Annotated in this window: 26 protein-coding genes and 1 pseudogene; 13 read left to right on the top strand and 14 right to left on the bottom strand. The window is 57.7% G+C overall.

Annotation, left to right across the window (positions count from 1 at the left end; genetic code table 11):
* Positions 1-38: 38 nt before the first annotated feature.
* The 4 genes from ASE07_RS07275 to ASE07_RS07260 all read right to left on the bottom strand — a co-directional run bounded on the left by ASE07_RS07275 (position 39) and on the right by ASE07_RS07260 (position 1,789).
* On the bottom strand, positions 39-626 hold the full coding sequence (locus ASE07_RS07275; RefSeq protein WP_057290155.1) for a chemotaxis protein CheW: 588 nt from the start codon (positions 624-626) through the stop codon (positions 39-41).
* Positions 627-633: 7 nt separating this feature from the next.
* Positions 634-999 (bottom strand): response regulator transcription factor, encoded by a 366-nt coding sequence (locus ASE07_RS07270; protein WP_057290154.1) that lies wholly within the window; start codon positions 997-999, stop codon positions 634-636.
* Between the two features lie 23 nt (positions 1,000-1,022).
* On the bottom strand, positions 1,023-1,433 hold the full coding sequence (locus ASE07_RS07265) for a response regulator (protein ID WP_057290153.1): 411 nt from the start codon (positions 1,431-1,433) through the stop codon (positions 1,023-1,025).
* Between the two features lie 203 nt (positions 1,434-1,636).
* Positions 1,637-1,789: a rubredoxin gene (locus ASE07_RS07260; protein WP_119767731.1), complete on the bottom strand. Its 153-nt coding sequence runs from the start codon at positions 1,787-1,789 to the stop codon at positions 1,637-1,639.
* A gap of 102 nt (positions 1,790-1,891) precedes the next feature.
* Between ASE07_RS07260 and thiD the strand changes: the two genes are divergently transcribed.
* Both thiD and hemL read left to right on the top strand, forming a co-directional pair.
* Positions 1,892-2,722 (top strand): bifunctional hydroxymethylpyrimidine kinase/phosphomethylpyrimidine kinase, encoded by an 831-nt coding sequence (thiD, locus tag ASE07_RS07255; protein WP_057290151.1) that lies wholly within the window; start codon positions 1,892-1,894, stop codon positions 2,720-2,722.
* Between the two features lie 18 nt (positions 2,723-2,740).
* Positions 2,741-4,024: a glutamate-1-semialdehyde 2,1-aminomutase gene (gene hemL / locus ASE07_RS07250; RefSeq protein WP_057290150.1), complete on the top strand. Its 1,284-nt coding sequence runs from the start codon at positions 2,741-2,743 to the stop codon at positions 4,022-4,024.
* 111 nt (positions 4,025-4,135) lie between these two features.
* On the opposite strand, the gene corA is transcribed toward hemL, so the two are convergent.
* The gene (gene corA / locus ASE07_RS07245) at positions 4,136-5,101 is read right to left on the bottom strand and encodes a magnesium/cobalt transporter CorA (protein ID WP_057290149.1); all 966 of its coding nucleotides are present in this window, start codon (positions 5,099-5,101) and stop codon (positions 4,136-4,138) included.
* A 675-nt stretch (positions 5,102-5,776) separates the two neighbouring features.
* Between corA and ASE07_RS07240 the strand changes: the two genes are divergently transcribed.
* Complete coding sequence (locus ASE07_RS07240) at positions 5,777-6,313, top strand: hypothetical protein (protein WP_156396451.1); 537 nt, start codon at positions 5,777-5,779, stop codon at positions 6,311-6,313.
* Between the two features lie 133 nt (positions 6,314-6,446).
* On the opposite strand, the gene mtgA is transcribed toward ASE07_RS07240, so the two are convergent.
* From mtgA to mpl, 7 genes are all read right to left on the bottom strand, one after another.
* Complete coding sequence (gene mtgA, locus ASE07_RS07235) at positions 6,447-7,142, bottom strand: monofunctional biosynthetic peptidoglycan transglycosylase (RefSeq protein ID WP_057290182.1); 696 nt, start codon at positions 7,140-7,142, stop codon at positions 6,447-6,449.
* 5 nt (positions 7,143-7,147) lie between these two features.
* Positions 7,148-7,969 (bottom strand): shikimate dehydrogenase, encoded by an 822-nt coding sequence (gene aroE, locus ASE07_RS07230; protein ID WP_057290147.1) that lies wholly within the window; start codon positions 7,967-7,969, stop codon positions 7,148-7,150.
* Entirely contained in the window at positions 7,966-8,868 is a 903-nt protein-coding gene (locus ASE07_RS07225) for an energy transducer TonB (RefSeq protein ID WP_057290146.1), read from the bottom strand. The genes aroE and ASE07_RS07225 overlap by 4 nt, the downstream gene beginning before the upstream one ends.
* A gap of 71 nt (positions 8,869-8,939) precedes the next feature.
* The gene (locus tag ASE07_RS07220) at positions 8,940-10,928 is read right to left on the bottom strand and encodes a ribonuclease catalytic domain-containing protein (RefSeq protein ID WP_057290145.1); all 1,989 of its coding nucleotides are present in this window, start codon (positions 10,926-10,928) and stop codon (positions 8,940-8,942) included.
* A gap of 14 nt (positions 10,929-10,942) precedes the next feature.
* Positions 10,943-11,539 (bottom strand): chorismate--pyruvate lyase family protein, encoded by a 597-nt coding sequence (locus ASE07_RS07215; protein ID WP_057290144.1) that lies wholly within the window; start codon positions 11,537-11,539, stop codon positions 10,943-10,945.
* Positions 11,536-12,120, bottom strand: coding sequence for a YqiA/YcfP family alpha/beta fold hydrolase (locus ASE07_RS07210; RefSeq protein WP_057290143.1), 585 nt, complete (start codon positions 12,118-12,120; stop codon positions 11,536-11,538). The genes ASE07_RS07215 and ASE07_RS07210 overlap by 4 nt, the downstream gene beginning before the upstream one ends.
* Positions 12,117-13,511 (bottom strand): UDP-N-acetylmuramate:L-alanyl-gamma-D-glutamyl-meso-diaminopimelate ligase, encoded by a 1,395-nt coding sequence (mpl, locus tag ASE07_RS07205; protein WP_057290142.1) that lies wholly within the window; start codon positions 13,509-13,511, stop codon positions 12,117-12,119. The genes ASE07_RS07210 and mpl overlap by 4 nt, the downstream gene beginning before the upstream one ends.
* Positions 13,512-13,681: 170 nt before the next feature.
* On the opposite strand from mpl, the gene ASE07_RS07200 reads away from it, so the two are divergent.
* From ASE07_RS07200 to ASE07_RS07160, 10 genes and pseudogenes are all read left to right on the top strand, one after another.
* Positions 13,682-14,269 (top strand): hypothetical protein, encoded by a 588-nt coding sequence (locus ASE07_RS07200; protein ID WP_235548373.1) that lies wholly within the window; start codon positions 13,682-13,684, stop codon positions 14,267-14,269.
* Entirely contained in the window at positions 14,266-14,790 is a 525-nt protein-coding gene (locus ASE07_RS07195; protein ID WP_057290140.1) for a TlpA family protein disulfide reductase, read from the top strand. The genes ASE07_RS07200 and ASE07_RS07195 overlap by 4 nt, the downstream gene beginning before the upstream one ends.
* An 83-nt stretch (positions 14,791-14,873) precedes the next feature.
* Positions 14,874-15,311, top strand: a complete 438-nt coding sequence (gene aroQ / locus ASE07_RS07190; RefSeq protein WP_057290139.1) for a type II 3-dehydroquinate dehydratase — start codon at positions 14,874-14,876, stop codon at positions 15,309-15,311.
* 78 nt (positions 15,312-15,389) lie between these two features.
* Positions 15,390-15,857 (top strand): acetyl-CoA carboxylase biotin carboxyl carrier protein, encoded by a 468-nt coding sequence (gene accB, locus ASE07_RS07185; protein WP_057290138.1) that lies wholly within the window; start codon positions 15,390-15,392, stop codon positions 15,855-15,857.
* An 88-nt stretch (positions 15,858-15,945) separates the two neighbouring features.
* Complete coding sequence (accC, locus tag ASE07_RS07180; RefSeq protein WP_057290137.1) at positions 15,946-17,325, top strand: acetyl-CoA carboxylase biotin carboxylase subunit; 1,380 nt, start codon at positions 15,946-15,948, stop codon at positions 17,323-17,325.
* A gap of 12 nt (positions 17,326-17,337) precedes the next feature.
* Positions 17,338-18,252, top strand: coding sequence for a 50S ribosomal protein L11 methyltransferase (gene prmA, locus ASE07_RS07175; protein ID WP_057290136.1), 915 nt, complete (start codon positions 17,338-17,340; stop codon positions 18,250-18,252).
* Between the two features lie 6 nt (positions 18,253-18,258).
* Positions 18,259-18,324: pseudogene (locus ASE07_RS30630) on the top strand (zinc-ribbon domain-containing protein); the annotation flags it as partial.
* A 264-nt stretch (positions 18,325-18,588) separates the two neighbouring features.
* Positions 18,589-19,437, top strand: a complete 849-nt coding sequence (locus ASE07_RS07170; protein ID WP_162256863.1) for a DUF3426 domain-containing protein — start codon at positions 18,589-18,591, stop codon at positions 19,435-19,437.
* 74 nt (positions 19,438-19,511) lie between these two features.
* The gene (locus ASE07_RS07165; protein WP_057290134.1) at positions 19,512-20,447 is read left to right on the top strand and encodes a carbohydrate kinase family protein; all 936 of its coding nucleotides are present in this window, start codon (positions 19,512-19,514) and stop codon (positions 20,445-20,447) included.
* Between the two features lie 176 nt (positions 20,448-20,623).
* Entirely contained in the window at positions 20,624-20,995 is a 372-nt protein-coding gene (locus tag ASE07_RS07160) for a glycine zipper 2TM domain-containing protein (protein WP_162256864.1), read from the top strand.
* A gap of 144 nt (positions 20,996-21,139) precedes the next feature.
* On the opposite strand, the gene ASE07_RS07155 is transcribed toward ASE07_RS07160, so the two are convergent.
* Complete coding sequence (locus ASE07_RS07155) at positions 21,140-21,433, bottom strand: DUF167 domain-containing protein (protein WP_057290132.1); 294 nt, start codon at positions 21,431-21,433, stop codon at positions 21,140-21,142.
* On the bottom strand, positions 21,433-21,975 hold the full coding sequence (locus tag ASE07_RS07150; RefSeq protein ID WP_057290131.1) for a YggT family protein: 543 nt from the start codon (positions 21,973-21,975) through the stop codon (positions 21,433-21,435). Before ASE07_RS07150 ends, ASE07_RS07155 begins: the two co-directional genes overlap by 1 nt.
* Positions 21,976-22,027: the final 52 nt, after the last annotated feature.

The following is a 22,027-nucleotide window of genomic DNA, read 5'->3' as shown; positions in this document are numbered from 1 at the left end:
TTCTATTTACGGTATGTGCGGCAAAGGAACCGGGCGGTTCAGATACCGACTTGCAGGAACTGCGGATCCTGCACAATTAAAGATAAGTTGAGTTCGGTCCAGACCTGGGAGTCGCGGTCGGCATAGCGCCGCGCAACCCATGGGGTATTGCCGGCATGGCCAGTGTCGTCCGTATCGTCCTGCTGGACTTCCATTTCGGCGACATTGCGCAAGCCCATTACGCGCGACACCAGTAATCCGCTATTGAAGGACAAGGATGGTCCAAATGCCACGATCCTGCTTTCCTTGTCTACCGGAGTTGCAGGCATGCCGCAGAATCGTGCAAGGTCAATGACGCTGATCAGGTTACCCCGGATATTGGTGAGGCCGAGGAACCAGTCCTGGGTAAGGGGCACCTGGGTGATGGCGCCCACGGATACGATTTCACCGGCTTCCTGCAGGTTGATCAGCCAGCGGCTCTGCCCGATCATCACGCCGAGCTGGCTGGACTGCGCTTGCGTCCCTGTACTGGCGGCCTGCATGCGCTCGACGAGCTGCGCCTGGAACTCGCGCAGGCGGTTTCTGCGGGCGCCGCTGTCCTTCTCTTTCACGGCGATGGATCCGGGATCCAGGGATGGCGGGCTCATGATGGGATCAGCCGAGCGCAGCGATCTTCGACAACAGCTCCTGGGGATCGACCGGCTTCACGATGTAGTCGCGTGCACCCTGGCGCAAACCCCAGATGCGGTCAGTTTCCTGACCCTTGCTGGTGCAGATGATGATCGGCACTTCCTGGGTTTCCGGATCGCGCGAAATCGCACGGGTAATCTGGAAGCCATTCTGGCCGGGCATCACCACGTCCATCAGGATGAGTTGCGGTTTGTCGGCCTTGACCTTGAGGAGTGCCTCTTCCCCGTTTTCGGCAGTAGAGACGGAAAAACCATTCTTGATCAGAATGTCCGTCAGGAAGTAACGCTCTGTCGGAGAGTCATCGACAACGAGGATTTTTTGAATGGGCATCTTGAACCTTTACAGCAAAAAAATCACCGGGGAACGGCTTGAACGGCTTGGGCGGCGTGCTCGCGCACGGTCTTGAGCAGGCTGTCCTTGGTAAATGGTTTAGTGAGATAGGCATCGGAACCGACCATGGCGCCGCGCGCACGATCAAATAAGCCGTCCTTGGAAGACAGCATGATGACCGGTGTTGAATGAAACTTCGCGCTCTTCTTGATCAGGGCGCAGGTTTGATAACCATCCAGACGCGGCATCAGAATGTCGCAGAAAATCAGGGCGGGCCGATGATCGTTCATCTTCGCCAGTGCATCGAACCCATCGTCGGCAAGCACGACCTGATAGCCTGCCTGGCCGAGAAAGATTTCAGCTGACCGACGGATTGTGCTGCTATCGTCGATCACCATAATCTTGAGACTGCCGTTATCCAAAGATGTTGTCATGACGTAATCTCATTTGCCTTCGTGCAATATACGATTCAACTGTAACAAAAAGCAAGATGCTTTAATACAAGTATCGAATTGACGCAGATCAACCTAATATTTCTGCGGAAAAATTTTGGACACTTGTGTCGATCTTAGCATTGCCGTGAAGAATGATGCACGAACGTTGCAATTTTTGCAACACGCTCTTTCTGCAAGTGTCTTTAAATTGCCACCATCTCGAAGTCTTCCTTGCGGGCGCCGCATTCCGGGCAGGTCCAGTTGATCGGCACATCGGCCCATCGGGTGCCGGGAGCAATGCCTTCGTCCGGCAAACCGGCTTCCTCGTCGTAGATCCAGCCGCAGATCAGGCACATCCAGGTTTTGAATTCTTCGTTCGGCAATGTAGCGGTATTACTCACAGTTGACTGCCCTTCAATCAAGTAAAATGCAAAGTCGGATATCTTAATCTACCAGCCGTGCAAAACCAAACTTCTCCCCTGATTCTGACCTTCGGCGCAACGGACCCGGTCGGCGCTGTTGGTATCCAGGCCGATCTGGCAGCCTTCGCGGCAATGGGTTGTCATGGTTTGTCTGTCATCACCTCCATCCTGATCGCCGACACGGCGCGCATTGAAGACATTCAAGTGATCGATGCCGACTGGGTTGCCGACCAGGCCCGCGTGATCCTTGAAGACATGCCGGTGGCGGCGCTCAAGGTTGGCGCGGTAGCAAGCATCGAGAACGTGTCGGTCATCGCCGAGATCGTTTCCGATTACCCGGACATTCCACTGATCCTTGACCCCTTCCTGTCCGCGATGCCGGACCAGGGACAGGACAGCGAGGACATGCTGATCGCAATTCGCGAACTGCTGATCCCGCAAACAACCTTGTTCGTGGCGTCGGCCGTTGAACTATCCCGCCTGGCTGAAACATGGCGCGAACCTTCCAGTGACGACATGCTTGCCGTTGATGCGATGCGCATCATCGAAATGGGATGCGAATACTTATTGGTGACGGGAACGCCGGGCGATGTACATGCGATCAACAACACGCTGTTCGATGAATCGGGTGCGGTGCGCAACGATGCATGGCCACGGCTACCCGGGTCGTTCAGCGGCGCCGGCAGCACCTTGTCGGCAACCATGGCAGCGATGCTTTCCAGTGGCGTCGATGCACCCGAAGCCGCCTTCGAGGCACAGGAATTCACCCATGCCGCGCTGACCAACGCCCATCGCCTTGGCATGGGCAAACTGGTTCCGGATCGCTACTTCTGGGCACGCGAACAAGATGAAGACCCTACTCAATAACCCTCTTTCTTTTCTCGTATGACTTCCAGGAACGAAACCCTTTTTACCCGCGCGCAGTCCAGCACACCGGGCGGCGTCAATTCACCCGTTCGCGCATTCCGATCAGTCGGCGGCACGCCGCGTTTCATCACGCGTGCGGATGGCCCCTACTTCTGGGATGCCGATGACAAGCGCTATATCGATTACATTGGATCATGGGGTCCGGCGATTGTCGGACACGCACATCCGGAGGTAATCCGGGCCGTGCAGGAAGCCGCCGCCCGCGGCCTCAGCTTTGGCGCGCCGACCGAAGGCGAGATCGAGATGGCGGAAGAAATCTGCCGCATCCTGCCATCGGTTGAGCAGGTACGCCTGGTCTCCAGCGGTACTGAAGCGGCGATGAGCGCCTTACGTCTCGCACGCGGCGCCACCGGCCGCGACAAGATCGTCAAATTTGAAGGTTGCTATCATGGCCATGCCGATTCCCTGCTGGTCAAGGCAGGCAGCGGCTTGCTCACTTTCGGCAATCCGACCTCGGCCGGCGTGCCGGAAGACTTCGCCAAGCATACGCTGGTGCTCGACTACAACAATCCGCAGCAGCTCGAAGAAGTATTTCAACAGTTGGGCGATCAGATTGCCTGCGTGATCGTCGAGCCGGTTGCCGGCAACATGAACCTGGTGCGAGCCACACCGGAATTCCTGCAAGCCATGCGCCGCCTCTGCACACAGCATGGCGCAGTCCTGATTTTTGATGAAGTGATGTGCGGCTTCCGCGTCGGTCTGACCGGTGCGCAAGGCATGTATGGCATCGCGCCGGACCTGACGGTATTGGGCAAGGTGATCGGTGGCGGCTTGCCGGTGGCGGCCTTCGGCGGCCGTAAGGATCTGATGAAGTTTCTGGCGCCGCTGGGACCGGTTTATCAGGCTGGCACGCTGTCGGGCAATCCGGTTGCGGTCGCTGCCGGCATGGCTACCCTGAAGCTGATTCAGCAACCCGGATTCTATGAAACGCTGGCATCCCAGACGGACAAGCTCGCACGCGGCCTGACGAAAGTGGCGAGGGCAAATGGCGTGAGCTTCTGCGCGGATTCGGTGGGCGGCATGTTCGGCCTGTACTTCGGCGACAAGGTGCCGGGCAGTTTCGCTGAAATCATGACGTGCGACAAGGAGAAGTTCAATATCTTCTTCCACGCGATGCTCGACCTCGGCGTGTATCTTGCACCGTCCGCATTCGAAGCGGGATTTGTATCGGCGGCGCACGGCGACGACATCATTGATGCAACACTGACCGCAGCCGGCAAGGCATTCGCGTCGCTGGGTTGAACCTATCCGTCCGTGTTTGATGCGCCTTGGGGTGCTCAGCCAAATCAGCCAAATGACCTCGATGCGCCACTATCCCGATGCAGGCCTGGGATAGTGGCGTCATAGCCACCTTCAGTTGAGCCAGCCGCGCCGGCGGAAATACAGGAAGGGCGCAACCGCACTGCCTATCATCAGGGTCAGCGCGAACGGATAGCCAAGATCCCAGTTCAGTTCCGGCAGGAGGCGGAAGTTCATGCCGTAGATACTTGCAATGAGCGTCGGCGGCAGGAAGGCCACGCTCGCCACCGAAAAGATCTTGATAATCTTGTTCTGGTTAATGTTAATGAAACCGACGGTTGCATCCATCAGGAAGTTGATCTTATCGAACAGGAACGCGGTGTGGCCGTCGAGTGATTCGATATCGCGAAGAATCTGACGCGCCTCTTCAAATTGTTCCGCGTTGAGCAGTCGTCCACGCATCAGAAAGCTGACCGCGCGGCGGGTATCCATCATGTTGCGGCGGATACGTCCGTTCAAGTCCTCTTCCTGGGCAATCGCATTCAGTGCGCCTGCGGCGTCCTGGTCGGTCAGTTCCTTTTGCAGTACGCGGCGGCTGACTTCTTCCAGGCTTTGGTAAATACCTTCCAGCGCGTCCGCGGAATATTCCGCATCGGTTGCATACAGGTCGAGCAGGACATCCTTGTAGTCACCAATGGAGCCGGGGCGCGAACGGGCGCGCATGCGAACCAGACGGAAAACCGGCAGGTCGTCGGTGTGGACGGAAAACAGCATATTGCGTGCGAGGATGAACGCAACCGTCACGACGCGCGATGGCCCGTCGTCCTCTTCAAGCAGGAAATCGGTACGCAGGTGCAGGTCACCATTTTCCGCCTCGTAATAACGCGCAGATGCTTCAATGTCCTTTACCTCATCTTCGCCAGGCAGTGTCACGCCGTAGATGCTTTTCACCCACGCGCGCTCGTCATCATTTGGATCGGTCAGGTCAACCCAGACCGGTGCAGCATTTTCCAGGTCGTGCCTGGTTTCAATGTTGACCTGGTTCAGGCGTCCGTTCTGCAAGACGAATACATTAATCATGTGCTCTCCCGGCCATGGCCTTTGTATAGGTCACGGCCGCCTGCGAAAGAGTTCCGCAGGCAGATTGATTTTTCAGGGAACGCGGCCACGGGATTGGCCTGGACGCGTCCGCCCACCAGAGTATGGCGAGAAGACGCTTGCCGATGCTGGGTAGAGCGTTATCTCGCCGGTCGACTGTGTGTCGACGGTTGACTGTGTGTACTAGGACTACCCAAGACGGGTCTCCGGAAACGAAAACTTCGCAAGTGTACTGAGATAGGCGACGGCAGGCAAGCGGGTTTGTGTGCCGCCTGCACACTTTCTGCGGAGTCGGTCAGCCGACAGGAAATTCGTGGATACATGCTTGCTCCACTGGCCACTCGTGCAACCCGGCTTGGCTCGCCGGTGCCCTATAAACAGGGGTTTCGACACGCCTTCTTTGCAATGCCGCATCCTGAGGTCGGCCTATTTCAATGCGGCGGCCATTTTTCACCTGTCAGGCGCCTTTCTGCCAGCCTCCATGGAACCATGAGCAAGAATTTTTCACTTATCAGGTAATTCGTTCGCTTACGTAATACCGATCCCAAGCTGTAACGTGACAAATGAGATCGATGGACTTTTTTGACCGGCAAGGCGCAGGATGCAGAACTGCCTGACCCACATGGCGTTGGACGCAAATTTACTGGAGAAAGCAGCATGAACGCCATCGATGATTTTTTATTGGGCGACAGCGCCTTGCACGCACGTCTCTGCGTGATGACCGAAGTGCTTGGCCAGTTCGTGTCGTGCGCGCCGCGTTCCCTGACTCTTGACCAGTTGAAGCGACAGACCCGCATGCCGATCAGGGACTTGCTGAAACTGTGCGCGACGCTGTGCCGCGAACAGGTATTGCGTCGGCATCCCGAACAGCCGCAATGCTGGGCGCTGGCCTGCGAGACCAGTAAACTAACGCTGGAAGATGCGTTCCGTTGCGTCGTGTCCGAGCAACTGGAGTGCGCCCGCGCCGCGAAACGCCGCCCATTGGCAGCGCAGCCACTGGCCGATACCGTCCATCGCGAAGTCGACATGCTGGTCATGCAGGCCACGATGGGAATCAATCAGAGCGTGTTCCAGCACCTGCGACAGTTTTCGCTCGACCGCCTGAAGGTGACAACAGCCGGGACGTTTCCTTCGCGGAGCGCCAGTTATGGTGCGCCGCGTGGGTGGCCGCCGACCCGGCTGTCTTTTTCCTGAGTCTACTGTTGCTACCGATGTTCAAAGCGAACCGAGATCGTCGCGGTAGAACGCTATGAAGCGGCGCACCGTGGCCAGGACAGGCCGTCCCGCGGGATATTTCTGCGCCTGACCCTCATGGGCATGAACATGCTCAGGGAAGTTCTGCGGCCCCCATGCGCCGCAAGATCAGGTTGGTACGACGGGAAAGATAAGTGGAGTTGCGATTCTTGTCATAGAAGCGCGGTTTCGGCAACATCACGGCAAGCCGTGCCGCCTGCGCTGGTCCCAGGGCGGCGGCCGATACGCCATAGTAATGCTGGGCAGCGGCTTCCGCGCCGAACACGCCCACCCCCCACTCGACCACATTCAGATAGATTTCGAAGATACGTTCCTTGTCCATCATGGATTCGAGCATGTAAGTGATGATCACTTCCTGCCCTTTGCGCAGATAGCTACGCTCTCCGGAAAGAAAAAGATTTTTCGCAAGCTGCTGGGTGATGGTCGATCCACCAGCGATCACCTTGCCCTTCCTGGTATTTCTTTCGTAGGCTTTTTGCATCGCCTGCCAGTCGACACCTTCGTGCCCGGAAAAATTCGAATCTTCGGCAGCGATGATGGCGCGCTTGAGATGATTTGATATGCGGTTGTACGGCACCCAGGTATGCTTGAGCTGGGCCTTGGGGTCCTTTTCACGTAGCACGGAAAGCTGCCGGCTCATGAAGCTGGTGGAACCGGGATTGTGGTCGACCCACCACCAGATCTGCACAAAAAAATACAGCTGCAAGACAAGGACGAGCGCTATCGGCGCGACGATCAGCCACAACAACAACTTGCGCAAGCGTTTCATCATGCTTATAGCCGGGAACGCAATGCCGCGAATACAGACGCCGTGGCGGGACGCACGCCACGCCAGAGCATGAAGGACTCGGCCGCCTGCTCAACCAGCATGCCCAAGCCATCGCGCGTCGATGCGCCGTGGCGGGACGCGAACTGCATGAATACCGTCGGCTCCTTCCCATACATCATGTCGTAGGCGAGCGAGTCAGCACCGAACACCTCGGCGGCAACAGGCGGCAAGTCGGCGGACAGGCTGGCGGAGGTAGCATTGATGACCACGTCAAAGGGTTCATGCAATGCCCCGAAGTTGCTCGCGGACACCCTTCCCTTCGCTGCGAACTGCGCAACCAGTTCTTCCGCTTTCGACACTGTGCGATTGGCAATGACAAGTCGTTCCGGCGACTCTGCCAGGATGGGAAGAATGACACCGCGCGCCGCGCCTCCGGCACCGAGCAACAGGACCCGGCGGCCACGCAAGGCGATCCCCGCATTGACAACAATATCGGTAACCAGACCGACCCCATCGGTGTTGTCACCGATGATGCGGTCGCCATCGAACTTCAGGGTATTCACGGCACCGGCAGCCTGCGCACGTTCCGTGAGGGAGGTCGCAAGCGCATGTGCGTCCAGCTTGAACGGCACGGTGACGTTCGCGCCCTTGAAGCCCTGCCCGATCAATCCGTGAACGCTTGCTGCAAAGGCATTGACCGGCGCGAGTATGCGCTCGTACACCATGTGCTGCGCGGTTTGCCGGGCAAATTCCGCATGGATGTCCGGGGACTTGCTATGCGCGATCGGGTTGCCGATCACACCGTAACGCTCTGGCGACAGGCTCAACTGCTTCCTCCCTGCAGATTGGCTTCGAGTTCGTTGTCACGCGTGAACTTGAAACGCGTCGTCATTACCCAGACATCGTCCTTGTCGCTCGATCGCATGTTCTTGGCAAATGCACCGAACGGCGCCGAGCGGCGCACGATGCGGCGCGCCGCTTCATCGAGCGAAGGATTGCCGGACGAGCGCTCGACTGTCACGCCTTCATCCTTGTCCTTTGCATAAATGCTGCCGTCCTGGAAGATGGAAATCGACAGCGTCAACTCGCCATACAGCTTGCGGCCATCCTTTTGCGGAAAGTTGGTGGTGCCCAGCTTTTCGATTTTCTGGCGCACGCTGTTGAAGTACATCGCATAGCCGACCTCACGCGTGCTCGGCGAGATAAAGGTTTTTTTCGGACGCTTGTTTTCATCTTCGATGCGCTTGGCAATCTCGGCTTCACGCCGCAGGATTTCCTTGGCGCTTTCGCTGGCATCGGCGGCATCGGGACGTGTCGGGTTGACTTGCGGCTTGTTGTGTTCCTTGGTCGGTGCAGTGGCAAGCGGCGATTTCTTGTTCATCTGGGCCAGCATGCGCTGCTGGCGTTCCAGTTCTTCAATGCGCTTTTGCATGGTCTTCATGCCATCGCCGTCTTCGCTGCGACGCATGTCGGGCAGCGGTGACTTCGAACGCCCGGCCTCGGCATTGCCGCCGCCATCCAGGTTGGCCTGGGCAAGCGCCTCTGCCTTGACTGGCTTGCGGTCATGCTTGGCATTGACGAGGATGACTTCGAGGCCCGGGTCCGCCGGTTTGAACTTGAAGGAATCCGGCGCAGCAAACCGCACTGCCAGCAGCGCGCCGTGCACCAGCACCGATGCCGCAATGGCAATCGTCAGGGTACGGTTATCAGGTAATAGTAGCTTCACGCGGCAGGAAACGAGCGGTTGTAGAAGCCTAGGATTTTACGATAAAGCCCGGTCTTGTTTGCCGGACTTTTTCACTCGGAAACAGACTCGGCCCCTGCTTCGGTCTCGGTTGTAGCGATTTCGTCATCGGGCGCCTCGACTTCTTCGGCCTCCTCGGGTGAACCTGTTGCCATTTCGAGCAGACGCGCTTCGATGGTGAGCTCGACTTCATCCCAGCGAATCAGTTCGAGCCGGACCTGCGTGCCGCGTGCGGCTTGCGGCATGCCCGGCAGACGGATGATTAATGGAATATCAACCAGACGCAGCACTTCATCTTTCAGCACCACGGCTTCGACATGGCGGAGGTTCTCCTGGGCGAGCCAGCGCAGGCACCAGTAGCGTTCCATATTGCCCTGGAAATCCGCATACGCGCCATAGGCCGCGTCGAACGCGGAGACCACGGCGAACAGGTCGGCGTCCTTGGGCTTGAACTGCGCGGCCAGAGGCGCGGTAACGCCGTGCTCGACACACGCGAGAATCTGCCACTGGTTGACGAGGTCCGTGTAGCGGCGTAGCGGCGACGTGCTCCATGCATACTGGTCGACGCCAAGTCCCTGGTGCGGCGCCGCGTGGGTCACCATGCGCACCTGCATTTTTGCTGCCCATCCGCCGCTGCCGCCACCCTGAGCGCGATAAATGCCGGGCACGCCATGGTCGTGCATCAGCTTGCCCCAGGTGCTGTTGGCAAAAATCATCAGCTCCGCGACAATCTTGTCGAGTGGTGCACCACGTTTGCGGCGCACGATGCTGACGACATCGTCAACAACATAAAAATTGAAATCGACACGATTGGTTTGCTCGGGCTTCAGGCCAAATCCTTCACGTTTGACCATGCGGCTTTTTTCCAACACTTGAGCCCATTGCCATAGCAAAGCGATATCGTCCTTGTGCGCATAGTCGCCGCTGCCATCGGCAAGTGTTTCCTCGGTCACCAGTGCGTCGAGATCGTTGTGACGCAAGTTGGCGGCAATCGGCACCGCTTCGGCCTTGGTCTCGGTGGATAGTACCGACCAGTCGCTCGTATCAAGAGTTGCATACAAGGACAGTGCGGGGCAGGTGCGGCCTTCGCCCAGCGTAAATGCTTCAACCAGTTCATCGGGCAGCATGGTGATCTTGTCGCCCGGCATATAAACAGTCGACAGGCGCTGGCGTGCGATTGCATCAATGGCGTCATTGCGCTTGATGCCTAGGCCCGGCGCGGCGATGTGAATGCCGACACGGATTCTGCCATCGCCGAGCGGCACGATGGAGAAGGCATCGTCAATCTCGGTGGTGGTCACATCGTCAATCGAGAAGGCGCGGACATCGGCCACCGGAAGTGCCGGCACCTGCGGCAAGGTAATGGCTGGAAAACCGGTCCCCTTCGGAAAGTATTCATGCAAAAAGCGCGTCAGGTGCAACTGCTTCGGCGATGGAATGCCACCGACCGTCAGCATCAGGCGCTGCGGAGAAGTGCGCAATTCCGAGCATGCTGCTTCCAGCGCCTTGTATTCGATGCTGTTCTTGTCCGGCTTGAACAAGAGTTGCATGACGATAGGCTTGAACGCCTCGGGCAAGCGATTGGCCTTCAGTTCTTCCACGTATTGCGCCTGCATCAGCGCTTGCTGCTTTTTCTTTTCGATACCGGCAAGCGCCGCTTTCAATGACTCTTCCGGCGCCGCCTTGTAACGCCCTTTGCCCTTCTTGTAAAAATAGACAGGCGCATGATGCAAGCGTAGCAACAGGCCGGCTGCTTCGTGCGGTTTGGGGTCATGGCCAAAATATTCCGTCCCGAGTTCCGCGAATCCGAACTCTTCCTGTCCAGCCACTTCCCACAGGAAATCAAGGTCGATGTCATCCGCCACTGTCTTCGCATCAGTCAATAATTGCGCCGGCTCGGGCGAGGAAAATTGAAACAGCACATCGCGTGATTTGACCTTGGTGCGTTTGCCGGTCTGCATTTCAACCTGATATGCCTCACCTTGCTGGGAAAGGACTGCGCCGGCCTTGAAATCGCCGGACTCTTCAAAGAATAGATTCATGGATGCTTCGCTTTTCAGCGTGTTGATTCGTTAAGCCGCGCGCCTGGGCGCGAATGCGACGTGAGGTCGGACAGTGCGGGTAGGAATAACTCCGTGACCAGCAATACGCCCTTCTTTCTTTGATACAAGCAGCGTCGTGCGAACAGCGGCGCCGTGAATTCCTTGCCAATTGCCATGCCTGCCCTGCGTGCCAGCGGGTGCTGCAGATGCAGGCGCGCGTATTGCAATGTCCCCTGCACAACACGCGGATCACCGAACAATGTTGTTCCCAGCGAACGATTGCCGAGTGTGCCGAAAAAAGGCCAGTCTGCCGCCGTTGCGCCTGTCGGTACTATGGTATGCCCAAACACGACTGGCAGTTCATCGCATCGCAGCAGCACTTCCCGCTCTTGCACCCTGGCCTGACGAGGCAGCCCGATCATGCGGAACTCGTCAGAGAGACACCTGGACTGCTCCTGGCGCAAACGCTCGACCCGAAACTGGCGGCTATGCAAAGTCAGCTTGCGTGTGAGCGAACCGTTGTCCGACAGCCAGTCACGCATGACAGGCGATGGAAAAACACCATTCACATGCGTGCACCAGCGCGCATGTTTTACCTTGAGCGGCGTCACTGACGGTTTCCTGTCTCAATGCCGCAAAAGGCCAGTACCTCGTCCTGATATTTGGCAAAATCGGAGATGCCATGATCGCTGCCCTCGATGACGATTTGCCGGGACGCGGGATAGTGAGCAACCATTTCGCGCCAGTCAAGGACTTCATCACCGGTCGCAGCGACCAGCAGGTAACGTTCAGGATGCGTCACCTTCGATACCTTCAGTGCTTTCAGCTCGTCGATATATTCACGCTTGAATTCGAAAGGTTCGTCGGAATGGTAAGCCGTCATCACACCGACATACTTTTCCAGATCGCGCGGCGGCGTAATCGCCGGATTGAGCAACACCGCCCTGCATCCCAACCGCTCTGCAAGATAGGTCGCATAGTAGCCGCCGAGCGATGATCCGATCAGCGTCAGAGACTGGGATGTTTCCTTGCTCGCAATGTCCTCCGCCAGGGCAATCGCTTCACGCGGGGATGCCGGCAGCTGGGGGCACTGGTACGCGGATGCATGCCCAAGCTCTGTCATCCGCTGCTGCAGCATGCGCGCCTTGAATGACAGCGGCGACGACCGGAAACCGTGCAGGTACAGGATCATTGCGCGAGGGCGTCGAGAATTTTTTGATGCACGCCGCCGAAACCGCCATTGCTCATGACCAGCACATGATCACCGGGGCGCGCAGCCCGGGTGATGGCTTGCACCAGCGTATCGAGCTCGTCATAAGTAGAGGCATTCCGGCCTAGTGGCGCCAGCGCTTCGGACAGGTTCCAGCCAAGCGCATCCTTGCCTGCCTTTGCGCCGTAGCCGAACACCAGGTCAGCATCGGTCAGGCTGCCGGGCAAGGCTTCCTTCATCGTGCCAAGCTTCATGGTATTGGAACGCGGCTCAAGCACCGCGAGGATGCGTGCATTGCCGACTTTCTTGCGCAGGCCTGCTACCGTGGTGGCTATCGCGGTCGGATGGTGGGCGAAATCGTCGTAGACCGTGATGTCCGTGACAGTGCCGCGCACTTCCATGCGTCGTTTGACGTTCTCGAATTTCTGCAATGCCTCGATGGCCACCGCCGGCGTCACGCCGACATGCCGGGCTGCGGCAATCGATGCCAGCGCGTTCATGCGGTTGTGTTCGCCGGTCAACGACCAGTTCACGGTTCCCTGCAGGGCGCCATTGAAGATCACATCAAAACTGTCATCCTCATGGGTTTTCAGCGCCCAGCCTGCAGCGCCCTCTATGACATTCGTGGCATCCGTACCGAACCATTCCTTGTCGCTCCAGCATCCGCGCGCGACGACGCGGCGCAGCGATTCTTCACGGCCGTTGACGATCAGGCGGCCGACACCGGGCACGGTGCGAACCAGATGGTGGAACTGGGTTTCGATGGCGCCCAGATCCGGAAAAATATCCGCGTGATCATATTCCAGGTTGTTCAGCACCGCGGTTTTGGTCCGGTAGTGCACGAACTTGCTGCGCTTGTCGAAGAAGGCCGTGTCGTATTCATCGGCTTCGATAACAAAAAATGACGACTCCTTGCCCTTGCCGGACAGGCGCGCCGAAATGCCGAAGTTCATTGGCACGCCACCGATCAGGAATCCAGGATCGTAACCGGCATCTTCCAGTATCCACGCCAGCATGGATGACGTCGTGGTTTTGCCGTGCGTACCGGCGACCGACAACACCCATTTATTGCGCAGGATATGTTCTCCTATCCATTGCGGACCCGAAACATAGGCCAAACCCCGGTTCAGGATCTCTTCCATCAGGGGATTGCCACGCGACACCACGTTGCCGATAACAAAAAGATCCGGCTGCAGATTGACCTGATCAGGCGCGAAACCTTCGATGAGTTCAATTCCCTGGGCCTGTAGCTGGGTACTCATCGGCGGGTAGACGTTGGCGTCGCAACCGGTAACCTTGTGGCCGGCTTCTTTTGCCAGCACCGCGAGTCCGCCCATGAAGGTGCCGCAGATGCCGAGAATGTGGATATGCATTGTGCTGTTTCAAATGAAAGAGAGATCTGACCGGTCTGCCTGGAGAAAGGTCCAACTTCTATCGGTCCAATCAGGCAGGATTCGGCGAATCCGGAATTTTACCTGACCGGCGACCGCCTGCCTTAGGGAGTATCATCGACACCATGAGCAATTTCACAAGCAATATCGACATGCTGCGTGCGGAAATCGCCGCCGCAGCCGCCCGCCTGATCGCCGAAGACGGCGCAGATTATGGAACGGCCAAGCGAAAGGCTGCCAAACAAGTCCTTGGAAATACCAAGGTGCGCGGCGAATACATGCCCGACAACGCCCAGATCGAAGATGAAGTACGTCTATATAACGAGTTGTTCTTTGCCGACACCCAGCCAGAACGTTTATTGCATTTGCGCAAACTCGCTCTGCGCCTCATGACCGATCTGGCCGGTTTCTCGCCATATCTGACCGGGGCTGTGCTCAACGGCACGGCAGGCGAGCACTCGGACATTCATTTGCAGCTTTTTGCGGAAAGCGCCAAAGATGTCGAAATCTTCCTGATCAACAAAAATGTGGATTTTGAAGTTTCCGAGACGCCGCACTTCAAGGGACGCGGGGAACCCGTCGAAACGGTCAGCTTTATGTGGCACAACGAGGGAGTGCATCTCAGCCTATACGAGACCGATGATTTGCGTGGCGCAATAAAAGTGTCGTCTGACGGTAGAATAACGCGCGCCGATACCGAATCGGTGCGTGCGCTGATCGCAGAAAGCGAAGAGGAATGAAGAAAAATATAGCTCTGTTTGCCGTAGTTGCCGTCTTGTTTGCCGGAATTGGTGTGTATTTGGGCGTTCGGCAAACCTCGCCGGCACCTGCCGAAGCATCTGCCGTCGATGCTCTGCTCGCCGAATCAATGGCCGATGCATCCGGAAAAACGCAAGCGCTGTCGCAGTGGAAGGGAAGGCCGCTGGTCATCAATTTCTGGGCAACCTGGTGCGCGCCCTGTGTTGAAGAAATGCCGGAACTGTCTGCGTTGCAAAGCGAACTCGATACTGGCAAAAAAGCACAGATTTTAGGCATCGGAATTGATTCCCCAGCCAATATCGCGCAATTTGTCTCCAAATACCAGATTACTTATCCAATCTATGTGGGGGGCATGGGCGGTAGCGAATTGTCCCGAAAGCTGGGCAATCAGGCTGGCGGGCTGCCGTTTACGGTGCTGGTGAGCAGTGACGGCCAAGTGAAAAAGACTTACCTCGGGCGTCTGAAAATGGATGAATTGCGCAAGGATCTTGAACAGTTGTAGTGTTTACCTGATCTTTTTCCTTGCCAATCAGCATCATTTGGCGGCAAAATGCGCCATCCTCGTCAAACGGAGTCAGAACTCCCATGGCAAAAAAGCTTCTTCTGGTCAATGGCCCGAACCTGAATCTGCTGGGCACACGTGAACCAGAAGTCTATGGATCGACCACGCTTGCTGATGTCGAGCAAGCGGCAACCGCACAAGCTGCGGCTGCCGGTGCCGTTCTTACCTGCTTTCAAAGTAACCATGAGGGCGAGCTGATCGACCGCATTCACGCCGCACGTTCCGAAGGCGTGGACTGCATCGTCATTAATCCGGGCGGCCTCACACACACCAGTGTGTCGCTGCGCGATGCGCTGGCTGGCGTCGCCATCCCATTCATTGAAGTGCATATCTCTAATATTCACAGGCGTGAAGAATTCCGTCACCACTCTTATCTGTCAGCAGTCGCCGTCGGCGTGATCTGTGGTCTGGGTGTCGACGGCTATCGTGCCGCAATCGATTTCGCACTCAAAAAGCTTTAATTTTCTCTATCTCGCCGCGAACACTTATAATCGTGGCGGCTCCAATTGCAATAAAAATACTATTCTGAGGGATTTCATATGGATCTACGAAAACTCAAGACGCTGATCGACCTCGTCGCCGAATCAGACATCGCCGAGCTCGAAGTCACCGAGGGCGAAAGCAAAGTCCGTATCGTCAAATCCTCCGGAGCACCGCAAAGCCAGGTCGTCATGATGCAGCCGCAGTCGATGCCGCAGCAGACGCTGTCGGCCCCTGCTCCCGCCGCAGCGTCGGCCACAGCAGGCATACCGGCTGCTGCACCGGAACCGGAAGGCCATATTGTCAAGTCGCCGATGGTTGGCACCTTCTATCGTGCATCCGCTCCCGGCAACCCTGCTTTCGTTGAAGTCGGCGCCACCGTCAAGGAAGGCGATACCCTCTGCATCATCGAAGCAATGAAGCTGCTCAATGAAATCGACGCCGACGCTTCCGGCGTGATCAAGCAAATCCTGGTTGAGAATGGCCAGCCGGTGGAATTCGGCCAGCCCCTGTTTGTGATCGGTTAAGCGTTTCGCGGCCGGCTCTCGCTTGCCGGCCACACCACTAGACAGCTCCTGCACGCAAACCAACGCATCACAACGTAACTCAACCGCCATGTTCGAAAAAATTCTTATCGCCAATCGTGGTGAAATCGCGCTGCGCATTCAGCGTGCATGCCGCGAAATGGGCATCAAGACCGTTGTCGTCCACTCCGAGGCCGACCGCGAAGCCAAGTACGTCAAGTTGGCCGACGAATCGGTCTGTATCGGTCCGGCGCCATCATCGCTGAGCTATCTGAATATGCCGGCGATCATCAGCGCAGCGGAAGTGACCGACGCTGAAGCAATTCACCCCGGCTATGGATTTCTGTCCGAGAACGCCGACTTTGCCGAGCGTGTCGAAAAATCCGGTTTCGTGTTCATCGGCCCCCGCCCGGAATCGATTCGCCTGATGGGCGACAAGGTCTCCGCCAAGCAAGCCATGATCAAGACCGGCGTACCGTGCGTTCCGGGTTCGGAAGGCGCATTGCCGGAAGACCCGAAGGAAATCATCCGTATCGCGCGCAAGATCGGTTATCCGGTCATCATCAAGGCCGCCGGTGGCGGTGGCGGGCGCGGCATGCGTGTCGTGCATACCGAAGCTGCGCTCCTCAACGCGGTCACCATGACCAAGAGCGAAGCCGGCGCAGCCTTCGGCAATCCCGAAGTCTATATGGAGAAATACCTGGAAAATCCGCGTCACGTGGAAATCCAGATCCTCGCTGATGAATTCAAGAACGCCATCTGGCTGGGCGAACGCGACTGCTCGATGCAACGCCGACACCAGAAAGTGATCGAAGAAGCACCGGCACCCGGTATTCCGCGCAAGCTGATCGAACGCATCGGCGACCGCTGTGCGGAAGCTTGCCGCAAGATCGGTTATCGCGGTGCGGGTACATTTGAATTCCTGTATGAAAACGGCGAGTTTTATTTCATTGAAATGAATACTCGTATCCAGGTGGAACATCCGGTCACAGAAATGATTACCGGCGTCGACCTGGTGCAGGAGCAGATCCGTGTTGCCGCAGGTGAAAAGCTGCGTTTTCGCCAGCGTGATATTGAACTGTCCGGCCATGCGATCGAGTGCCGCATCAATGCGGAAGACCCGTTCAAGTTCACCCCGTCGCCAGGTAAAATCGTTTCATGGCATGCCCCCGGTGGCCCGGGCATTCGCGTCGATTCGCATGCTTATGCCGGTTATTTCGTGCCGCCGACCTATGATTCCATGGTGGGCAAGGTGATCGCCTATGGCGCCACCCGCGAACAAGCGATCCGTCGCATGCAGATCGCCCTGTCCGAAATGGTGGTCGAAGGCATACAGACCAACATTCCGCTGCACCGCGAACTGATGGTGGACGCACGCTTCTTTGAAGGCGGCACCAACATCCATTATCTGGAACAGAAACTGGCTGCGAAGCCCGATTTGCCCAAGGCGCTGGCCAAGGGTGGGAAGTAAACAAGGAAGACCATGAGCTGGACTGAAATCGTCATCGAAGTTGCACGCGACCATGCGGAGGCGCTGTCCGATGCATTGATGGAAGCGGGTGCGCTTTCGGTGTCGGTGGAAGACGCTGATGAAGGCACGGAAGCCGAACGTCCGCTGTTCGGCGAGCCCGGCATGGAGCCGACCGAAGCCGCCTGGGAACACAGCCGCGTCGTTGCACTGGCTGATGAAGAGGCCGACCACGCGGCGATCGTGGTGGCCGCCGCAGCAGCTTGCGGCGTCACGCCGGTACCGCAATTTACCTTGCGTCCGGTTGCGGAACAGGATTGGGTCAGGCTGACCCAATCGCAGTTCGATCCCATCCATATTGGCAAGAATATCTGGGTCGTACCCAGTTGGCACGATGCACCGGACCCGAACGGACTGGTACTGGAACTGGATCCCGGCCTGGCGTTCGGCACCGGCAGTCACCCCACTACGCGCCTGTGCATGGAGTGGCTTGAAGCGCATCCGCCGCAAGGTTCGACTGTGCTTGACTACGGCTGCGGATCCGGCATCCTGGCCATGGTGGCCAAAAAACTGGGTGCGGCGGAAGTGGTCGGCGTGGACATCGATCCGCAGGCGATCGAGTCCGCGCGCTACAACAGTGAACGTAATCACTGCGACATCGATTATTACGTGCCTGAGGAGTTTGCCGGTGCAGCGCATCCGCAAACCTATGGCGTGGTTGTCGCCAACATCCTTTCCAGTCCGCTGAAACTGATGGCACCGATGCTGTCATCACGCGTCGCTCCTGCTGGCATGCTGGTGTTGTCCGGCATCCTGACCCGGCAGTCTGACGAAGTCGCTGCCGCCTACGCGCCCTTCATCAAGATGGCAGTATGGGCTGAACATGACGGCTGGGTTGTCTTGGCTGGCCAGTCTGCCGCCAAACCCTAAAAAGCAATGGCCCTCGCAACCCAGTGTCCGCATTGCCATACGACATTCCGGGTCGCGCATGACCAACTTAAACTGCGGGCCGGACTGGTCCGCTGTGGCTCCTGCAAGCAGATTTTCAATGGCATAGAAAACCTGCTCCGGCCGGAAGAGCTTGCTGCTGGTGGAACTGATGGTGCTGCCACGCTTGCATCGACGCAAGCGCCTGCGGGTACGCCTTTTCCATTGTCCGAAACGCCCTCCGGTACTACGGTTCCAGTTTCCCCTGCCTCGACTGGTTCAGAAGGACCGCCCACTTCAGTTGCCAGCGTGCCATCCTCCGACGCGGGGAAACAAGTCATGCCGGATCATTCTGCGACTGGCTCCGGTACAGGCGAATACACCGAAGCGGATGCATCCGCTTCCGCCACAACCGACACGACGGGCGCTGCAAGACAGAAAGACGATCCCTTGTTGCGCATGACGCTGATGGACATTGCGCATGTGCCACGCAAACCTTCCGCCGATGAGCCTGCCGATAGCAATCGAAAAAGCGGCACCGGAGATGATTTTGTGGAACAGGCCATCGACGACCTGCAGACGCGGCCGTGGCGGCGCAAACCCGATGCGTCAGTGGAAACCGGAGGCGATGCGCTCGATCAGGCGGATGCGGCCGACTATGAGGAACCGGGGTTTGTGCGACAGGCGCGGCGCCGCGAAACAATCGGCCGGGCGCTGACCATATTCATGGGTACGGCTTCGGCCTTGCTGCTCGGCGTGCTGATTGCGCAGGCGGCTTACATATTCCGCAACCAGATCGCCGCCCGCCTTCCACAGGCACAACCTGTACTCGCGGCCGCCTGCGAGCGTAGCGGATGTCAGGTCGGCTTGCCGGCGCAGATTGATTCGGTCTCAATCGAGTCAAGCGAATTGCAAACGCTGGCACCGGATTCGAATACTTTCAGCCTGACAGTGCTGCTTCGCAATCATAGTCTGGTTGCCCAGGCATGGCCGAGCATCGAACTGACTCTCAACGATGCGAGCGAAAAACCGCTCGCGCGCCGGGTATTCATGCCACGCGAGTATCTCGTATCAAGCAAGGAGCTGGAACGTGGTTTCGCCGCCAGTTCCGAACAGCCGCTGAAACTGTATTTTGAATTGTCGCAGCTCAAGGCCGCAGGCTACCGGGTCTACCTGTTCTACCCTTAATGCCAATGCCAACCCATAACGCACGATTGGTATAAGACTGCGGTCCATTTTCCATTCCATTGAGATCACCCACCATGACATCCCTTATCTGCGGCTCCCTCGCTTTTGACTCCATCATGCTGTTTGGCGGGCGCTTTTCCGAAGCACTGCTGGCGGACCAGCTGCACAAGATCAACGTATCCTTCCTGGTCCCGGAAATGCGCAAAGAGTTTGGCGGCTGCGCTGGCAATATCGGCTACAACCTCAAGCTGCTGGGTGGTGACCCGCTGATCATGGCCACCGTCGGCCAGGATGCGTCCCCCTATCTGGAGCGTCTGGATCGCCTGCAAATTTCACGCCGCTGTATCCGCATGATCGACGACGCCTATACGGCCCAGGCATTCATCACGACCGACGCCGGCGGTAACCAGATCACCGCCTTCCATCCCGGCGCGATGACGCGGTCGCATGAGAACAAGGTCGCCGACGCGGGCGCGGTCAAGCTGGCGATTGTCGCGCCGGACGGCCGCGACGGTATGCTGCAGCATGCGAAGGATTGCGCCGACCTGAACATCCCGCTGATTTTCGATCCTGGTCAAGGTTTACCAATGTTTAACGGTGCTGACCTGAAACAGTTCATTGAACTGGCTACTTATGTGGCGGTCAATGATTATGAAGCGGAACTATTGACGGAGCGTACCGGACTCTCGTTCGAGCAGATCGCCCAGCGCCTGTCAGCGCTGATCGTGACACGTGGCGAATTGGGTGCGGAGATCTTCACCGACGGCAAGCGCATCGACATTCCGTGCGTGCCGGCCGAGCAAATTGTCGACCCGACCGGCTGTGGCGATGCTTTCAGGGCTGGCCTGATGTACGGGCTGACGAATGACATGGATTGGGAAACCACCGGTCGCCTGGCCAGCTTGATGGGGTCGATCAAGATCGCTTATCAGGGGGGCCAGAATCACATTCCGGCCCGTGTCGCCATCGAAGAACAGTTCCAGAAGGCATTCGGTTATCGCTTTGCGTAAATCGAGATCCGCGTCGGGCTCGTGGCTTCCTGTTGCAGTCACGTAGCGGAATGCTCTCGGGTAGTGCAAGCGAGTGTTGTGTTGGAGACGGCATGCGTAATAATGGAAGAATATTGGTGTTCCTGTTGACGAGCATTGCGCTTGTCGGCTGCGCCTCGCCTCCTCCGACTTCAACTATGGTTTCTTCTACTCAAGGCAGCTTTCTGGTACAGAACGCTCAAGTCACAGAAGTAAAGGATGTCGTCCTGCGCGACGGCCACAACTCGGGTGTTGGCTCCTTTGTCGGCAGTATTCTGGGTGGCGTCGCCGGAAGCCGTATAGGTAGCGGCACCGGCAGCGCGATTGCAGGAATCGGCGGTGCGGTTGCCGGCGGCATGGCGGGCCAGCACGCTGAACAGTCGAGTTCCGGCCGCAGCAGCACCGAGGTCACGGTGCGCCTCGACAATGGCGAGCTGCGTACTTTTGCGGTGACCTCCAACGAGAGCTTTCGTGTTGGAGAGATCGTGAAAGTAACGACCAACAATGGGCAAGTGCGACTGACCCACTAACCGCGCGGCGACAATGCGTAAGCAGTCTTCGTCCTTGCGGATACGGCTGCGACGTATGCCGGATATCAAACGTTTCCGTTTTTCAGCATACCGCCATGCCGCGTCATTAGCGCGATGGCTTCTTTTTGGATGACCGCAGCCGCATCATGCCAATGTGAGCAGACGCTGCACTTCCTCTGGCGTTACGCCGGCAAGTTCCACAATCTTGCGTCGGCTGGTGTGTCCATGCGTGATCGTGACGCGACTTTTTGGGCAGCCCAGCGTGTCGGCGAGATGCTTCACCAGCGCGTCATTTGCCTTGCCCTCGATCGGCTGCGCTTGCAACCGGATCTTCAGGGCATCATCATGTACGCCGACGACTTCGCTTTTCCTCGCATTGGGCTGAACCTGCACGGTGATACGCACCCCGCCGGGTATCGGGGCCCACCACTCTTTCATCAGGCAAGCGAAGTGATGAGGGTGGTAACCAGCATCAAGGCGATACGCAGCAGGATCAGCGCAACCAGTGGACTGAGATCGACGTTGCCGATCAACGGTACCACGCGACGCAGCGGGCGCAGCAAGGGGTCGTTGAGCGCGCGGATGAAGGGCGCCAGGGGTGCATGCGGATTGACCCAGCTAAATACGGCTTCGATGATCAACAGACCCATGAAGCCATAGAAGATCCACTCAAAGAACCGCATGAGTGACAGCACGACCAGGAATTCGACCGCGAAACGCGAGACGATTGCGAGATCGATTGCGACAGCCAGGACGATGACAAGAATGGCGCCGATCAGGCTGGCCCAGTCGTAGCCGCCGACACCAGGGAGAACACGGCGCATGGGCCGCACGAACCAGTCTGTTAGTTGAAAAATGAATTGGCCCAACGTATTTGGTGGGCGTACGCGCACCACCTGCATCCAGAATCGGAGCAGAAAAACGCCACCCAAGATGCCTGCAATGGCATCGACAATCAAAGTAAGAATGCTAGTCAGCACTATCTGGTCTCCACATGAAAAAAGCCCGTTGTGCGGCCGAGGGCCACGCAAC

The sequence above is a fragment of the Noviherbaspirillum sp. Root189 genome (genome assembly GCF_001428545.1).
Taxonomy (GTDB): domain Bacteria; phylum Pseudomonadota; class Gammaproteobacteria; order Burkholderiales; family Burkholderiaceae_D; genus Noviherbaspirillum.
Note: the sequence above shows the minus strand (reverse complement) of the source record. Positions and strands in the feature narration are given on the sequence as shown.

Excerpts from the sequence above, each read along its gene's own strand:
- ASE07_RS07220 (WP_057290145.1), bottom strand. The coding sequence starts at position 10,928 with ATGAATCTATTCTTTGAAGAGTCCGGCGATTTCAAGGCCGGCGCAGTC.
- ASE07_RS07260 (WP_119767731.1), bottom strand. The coding sequence starts at position 1,789 with ATGTGCCTGATCTGCGGCTGGATCTACGACGAGGAAGCCGGTTTGCCG.
- ASE07_RS07210 (WP_057290143.1), bottom strand. The coding sequence starts at position 12,120 with ATGATCCTGTACCTGCACGGTTTCCGGTCGTCGCCGCTGTCATTCAAG.
- accB (WP_057290138.1), top strand. The coding sequence starts at position 15,390 with ATGGATCTACGAAAACTCAAGACGCTGATCGACCTCGTCGCCGAATCA.
- accC (WP_057290137.1), top strand. The coding sequence starts at position 15,946 with ATGTTCGAAAAAATTCTTATCGCCAATCGTGGTGAAATCGCGCTGCGC.
- corA (WP_057290149.1), bottom strand. The coding sequence starts at position 5,101 with ATGATTAATGTATTCGTCTTGCAGAACGGACGCCTGAACCAGGTCAAC.
- prmA (WP_057290136.1), top strand. The coding sequence starts at position 17,338 with ATGAGCTGGACTGAAATCGTCATCGAAGTTGCACGCGACCATGCGGAG.
- ASE07_RS07200 (WP_235548373.1), top strand. The coding sequence starts at position 13,682 with ATGCTGCGTGCGGAAATCGCCGCCGCAGCCGCCCGCCTGATCGCCGAA.
- ASE07_RS07265 (WP_057290153.1), bottom strand. The coding sequence starts at position 1,433 with ATGACAACATCTTTGGATAACGGCAGTCTCAAGATTATGGTGATCGAC.
- ASE07_RS07195 (WP_057290140.1), top strand. The coding sequence starts at position 14,266 with ATGAAGAAAAATATAGCTCTGTTTGCCGTAGTTGCCGTCTTGTTTGCC.
- aroQ (WP_057290139.1), top strand. The coding sequence starts at position 14,874 with ATGGCAAAAAAGCTTCTTCTGGTCAATGGCCCGAACCTGAATCTGCTG.
- ASE07_RS07170 (WP_162256863.1), top strand. The coding sequence starts at position 18,589 with ATGCCGGATCATTCTGCGACTGGCTCCGGTACAGGCGAATACACCGAA.
- ASE07_RS07155 (WP_057290132.1), bottom strand. The coding sequence starts at position 21,433 with ATGAAAGAGTGGTGGGCCCCGATACCCGGCGGGGTGCGTATCACCGTG.
- hemL (WP_057290150.1), top strand. The coding sequence starts at position 2,741 with ATGACTTCCAGGAACGAAACCCTTTTTACCCGCGCGCAGTCCAGCACA.
- mtgA (WP_057290182.1), bottom strand. The coding sequence starts at position 7,142 with ATGAAACGCTTGCGCAAGTTGTTGTTGTGGCTGATCGTCGCGCCGATA.
- ASE07_RS07160 (WP_162256864.1), top strand. The coding sequence starts at position 20,624 with ATGGTTTCTTCTACTCAAGGCAGCTTTCTGGTACAGAACGCTCAAGTC.
- ASE07_RS07240 (WP_156396451.1), top strand. The coding sequence starts at position 5,777 with ATGAACGCCATCGATGATTTTTTATTGGGCGACAGCGCCTTGCACGCA.
- ASE07_RS07165 (WP_057290134.1), top strand. The coding sequence starts at position 19,512 with ATGACATCCCTTATCTGCGGCTCCCTCGCTTTTGACTCCATCATGCTG.
- ASE07_RS07270 (WP_057290154.1), bottom strand. The coding sequence starts at position 999 with ATGCCCATTCAAAAAATCCTCGTTGTCGATGACTCTCCGACAGAGCGT.
- mpl (WP_057290142.1), bottom strand. The coding sequence starts at position 13,511 with ATGCATATCCACATTCTCGGCATCTGCGGCACCTTCATGGGCGGACTC.
- ASE07_RS07275 (WP_057290155.1), bottom strand. The coding sequence starts at position 626 with ATGAGCCCGCCATCCCTGGATCCCGGATCCATCGCCGTGAAAGAGAAG.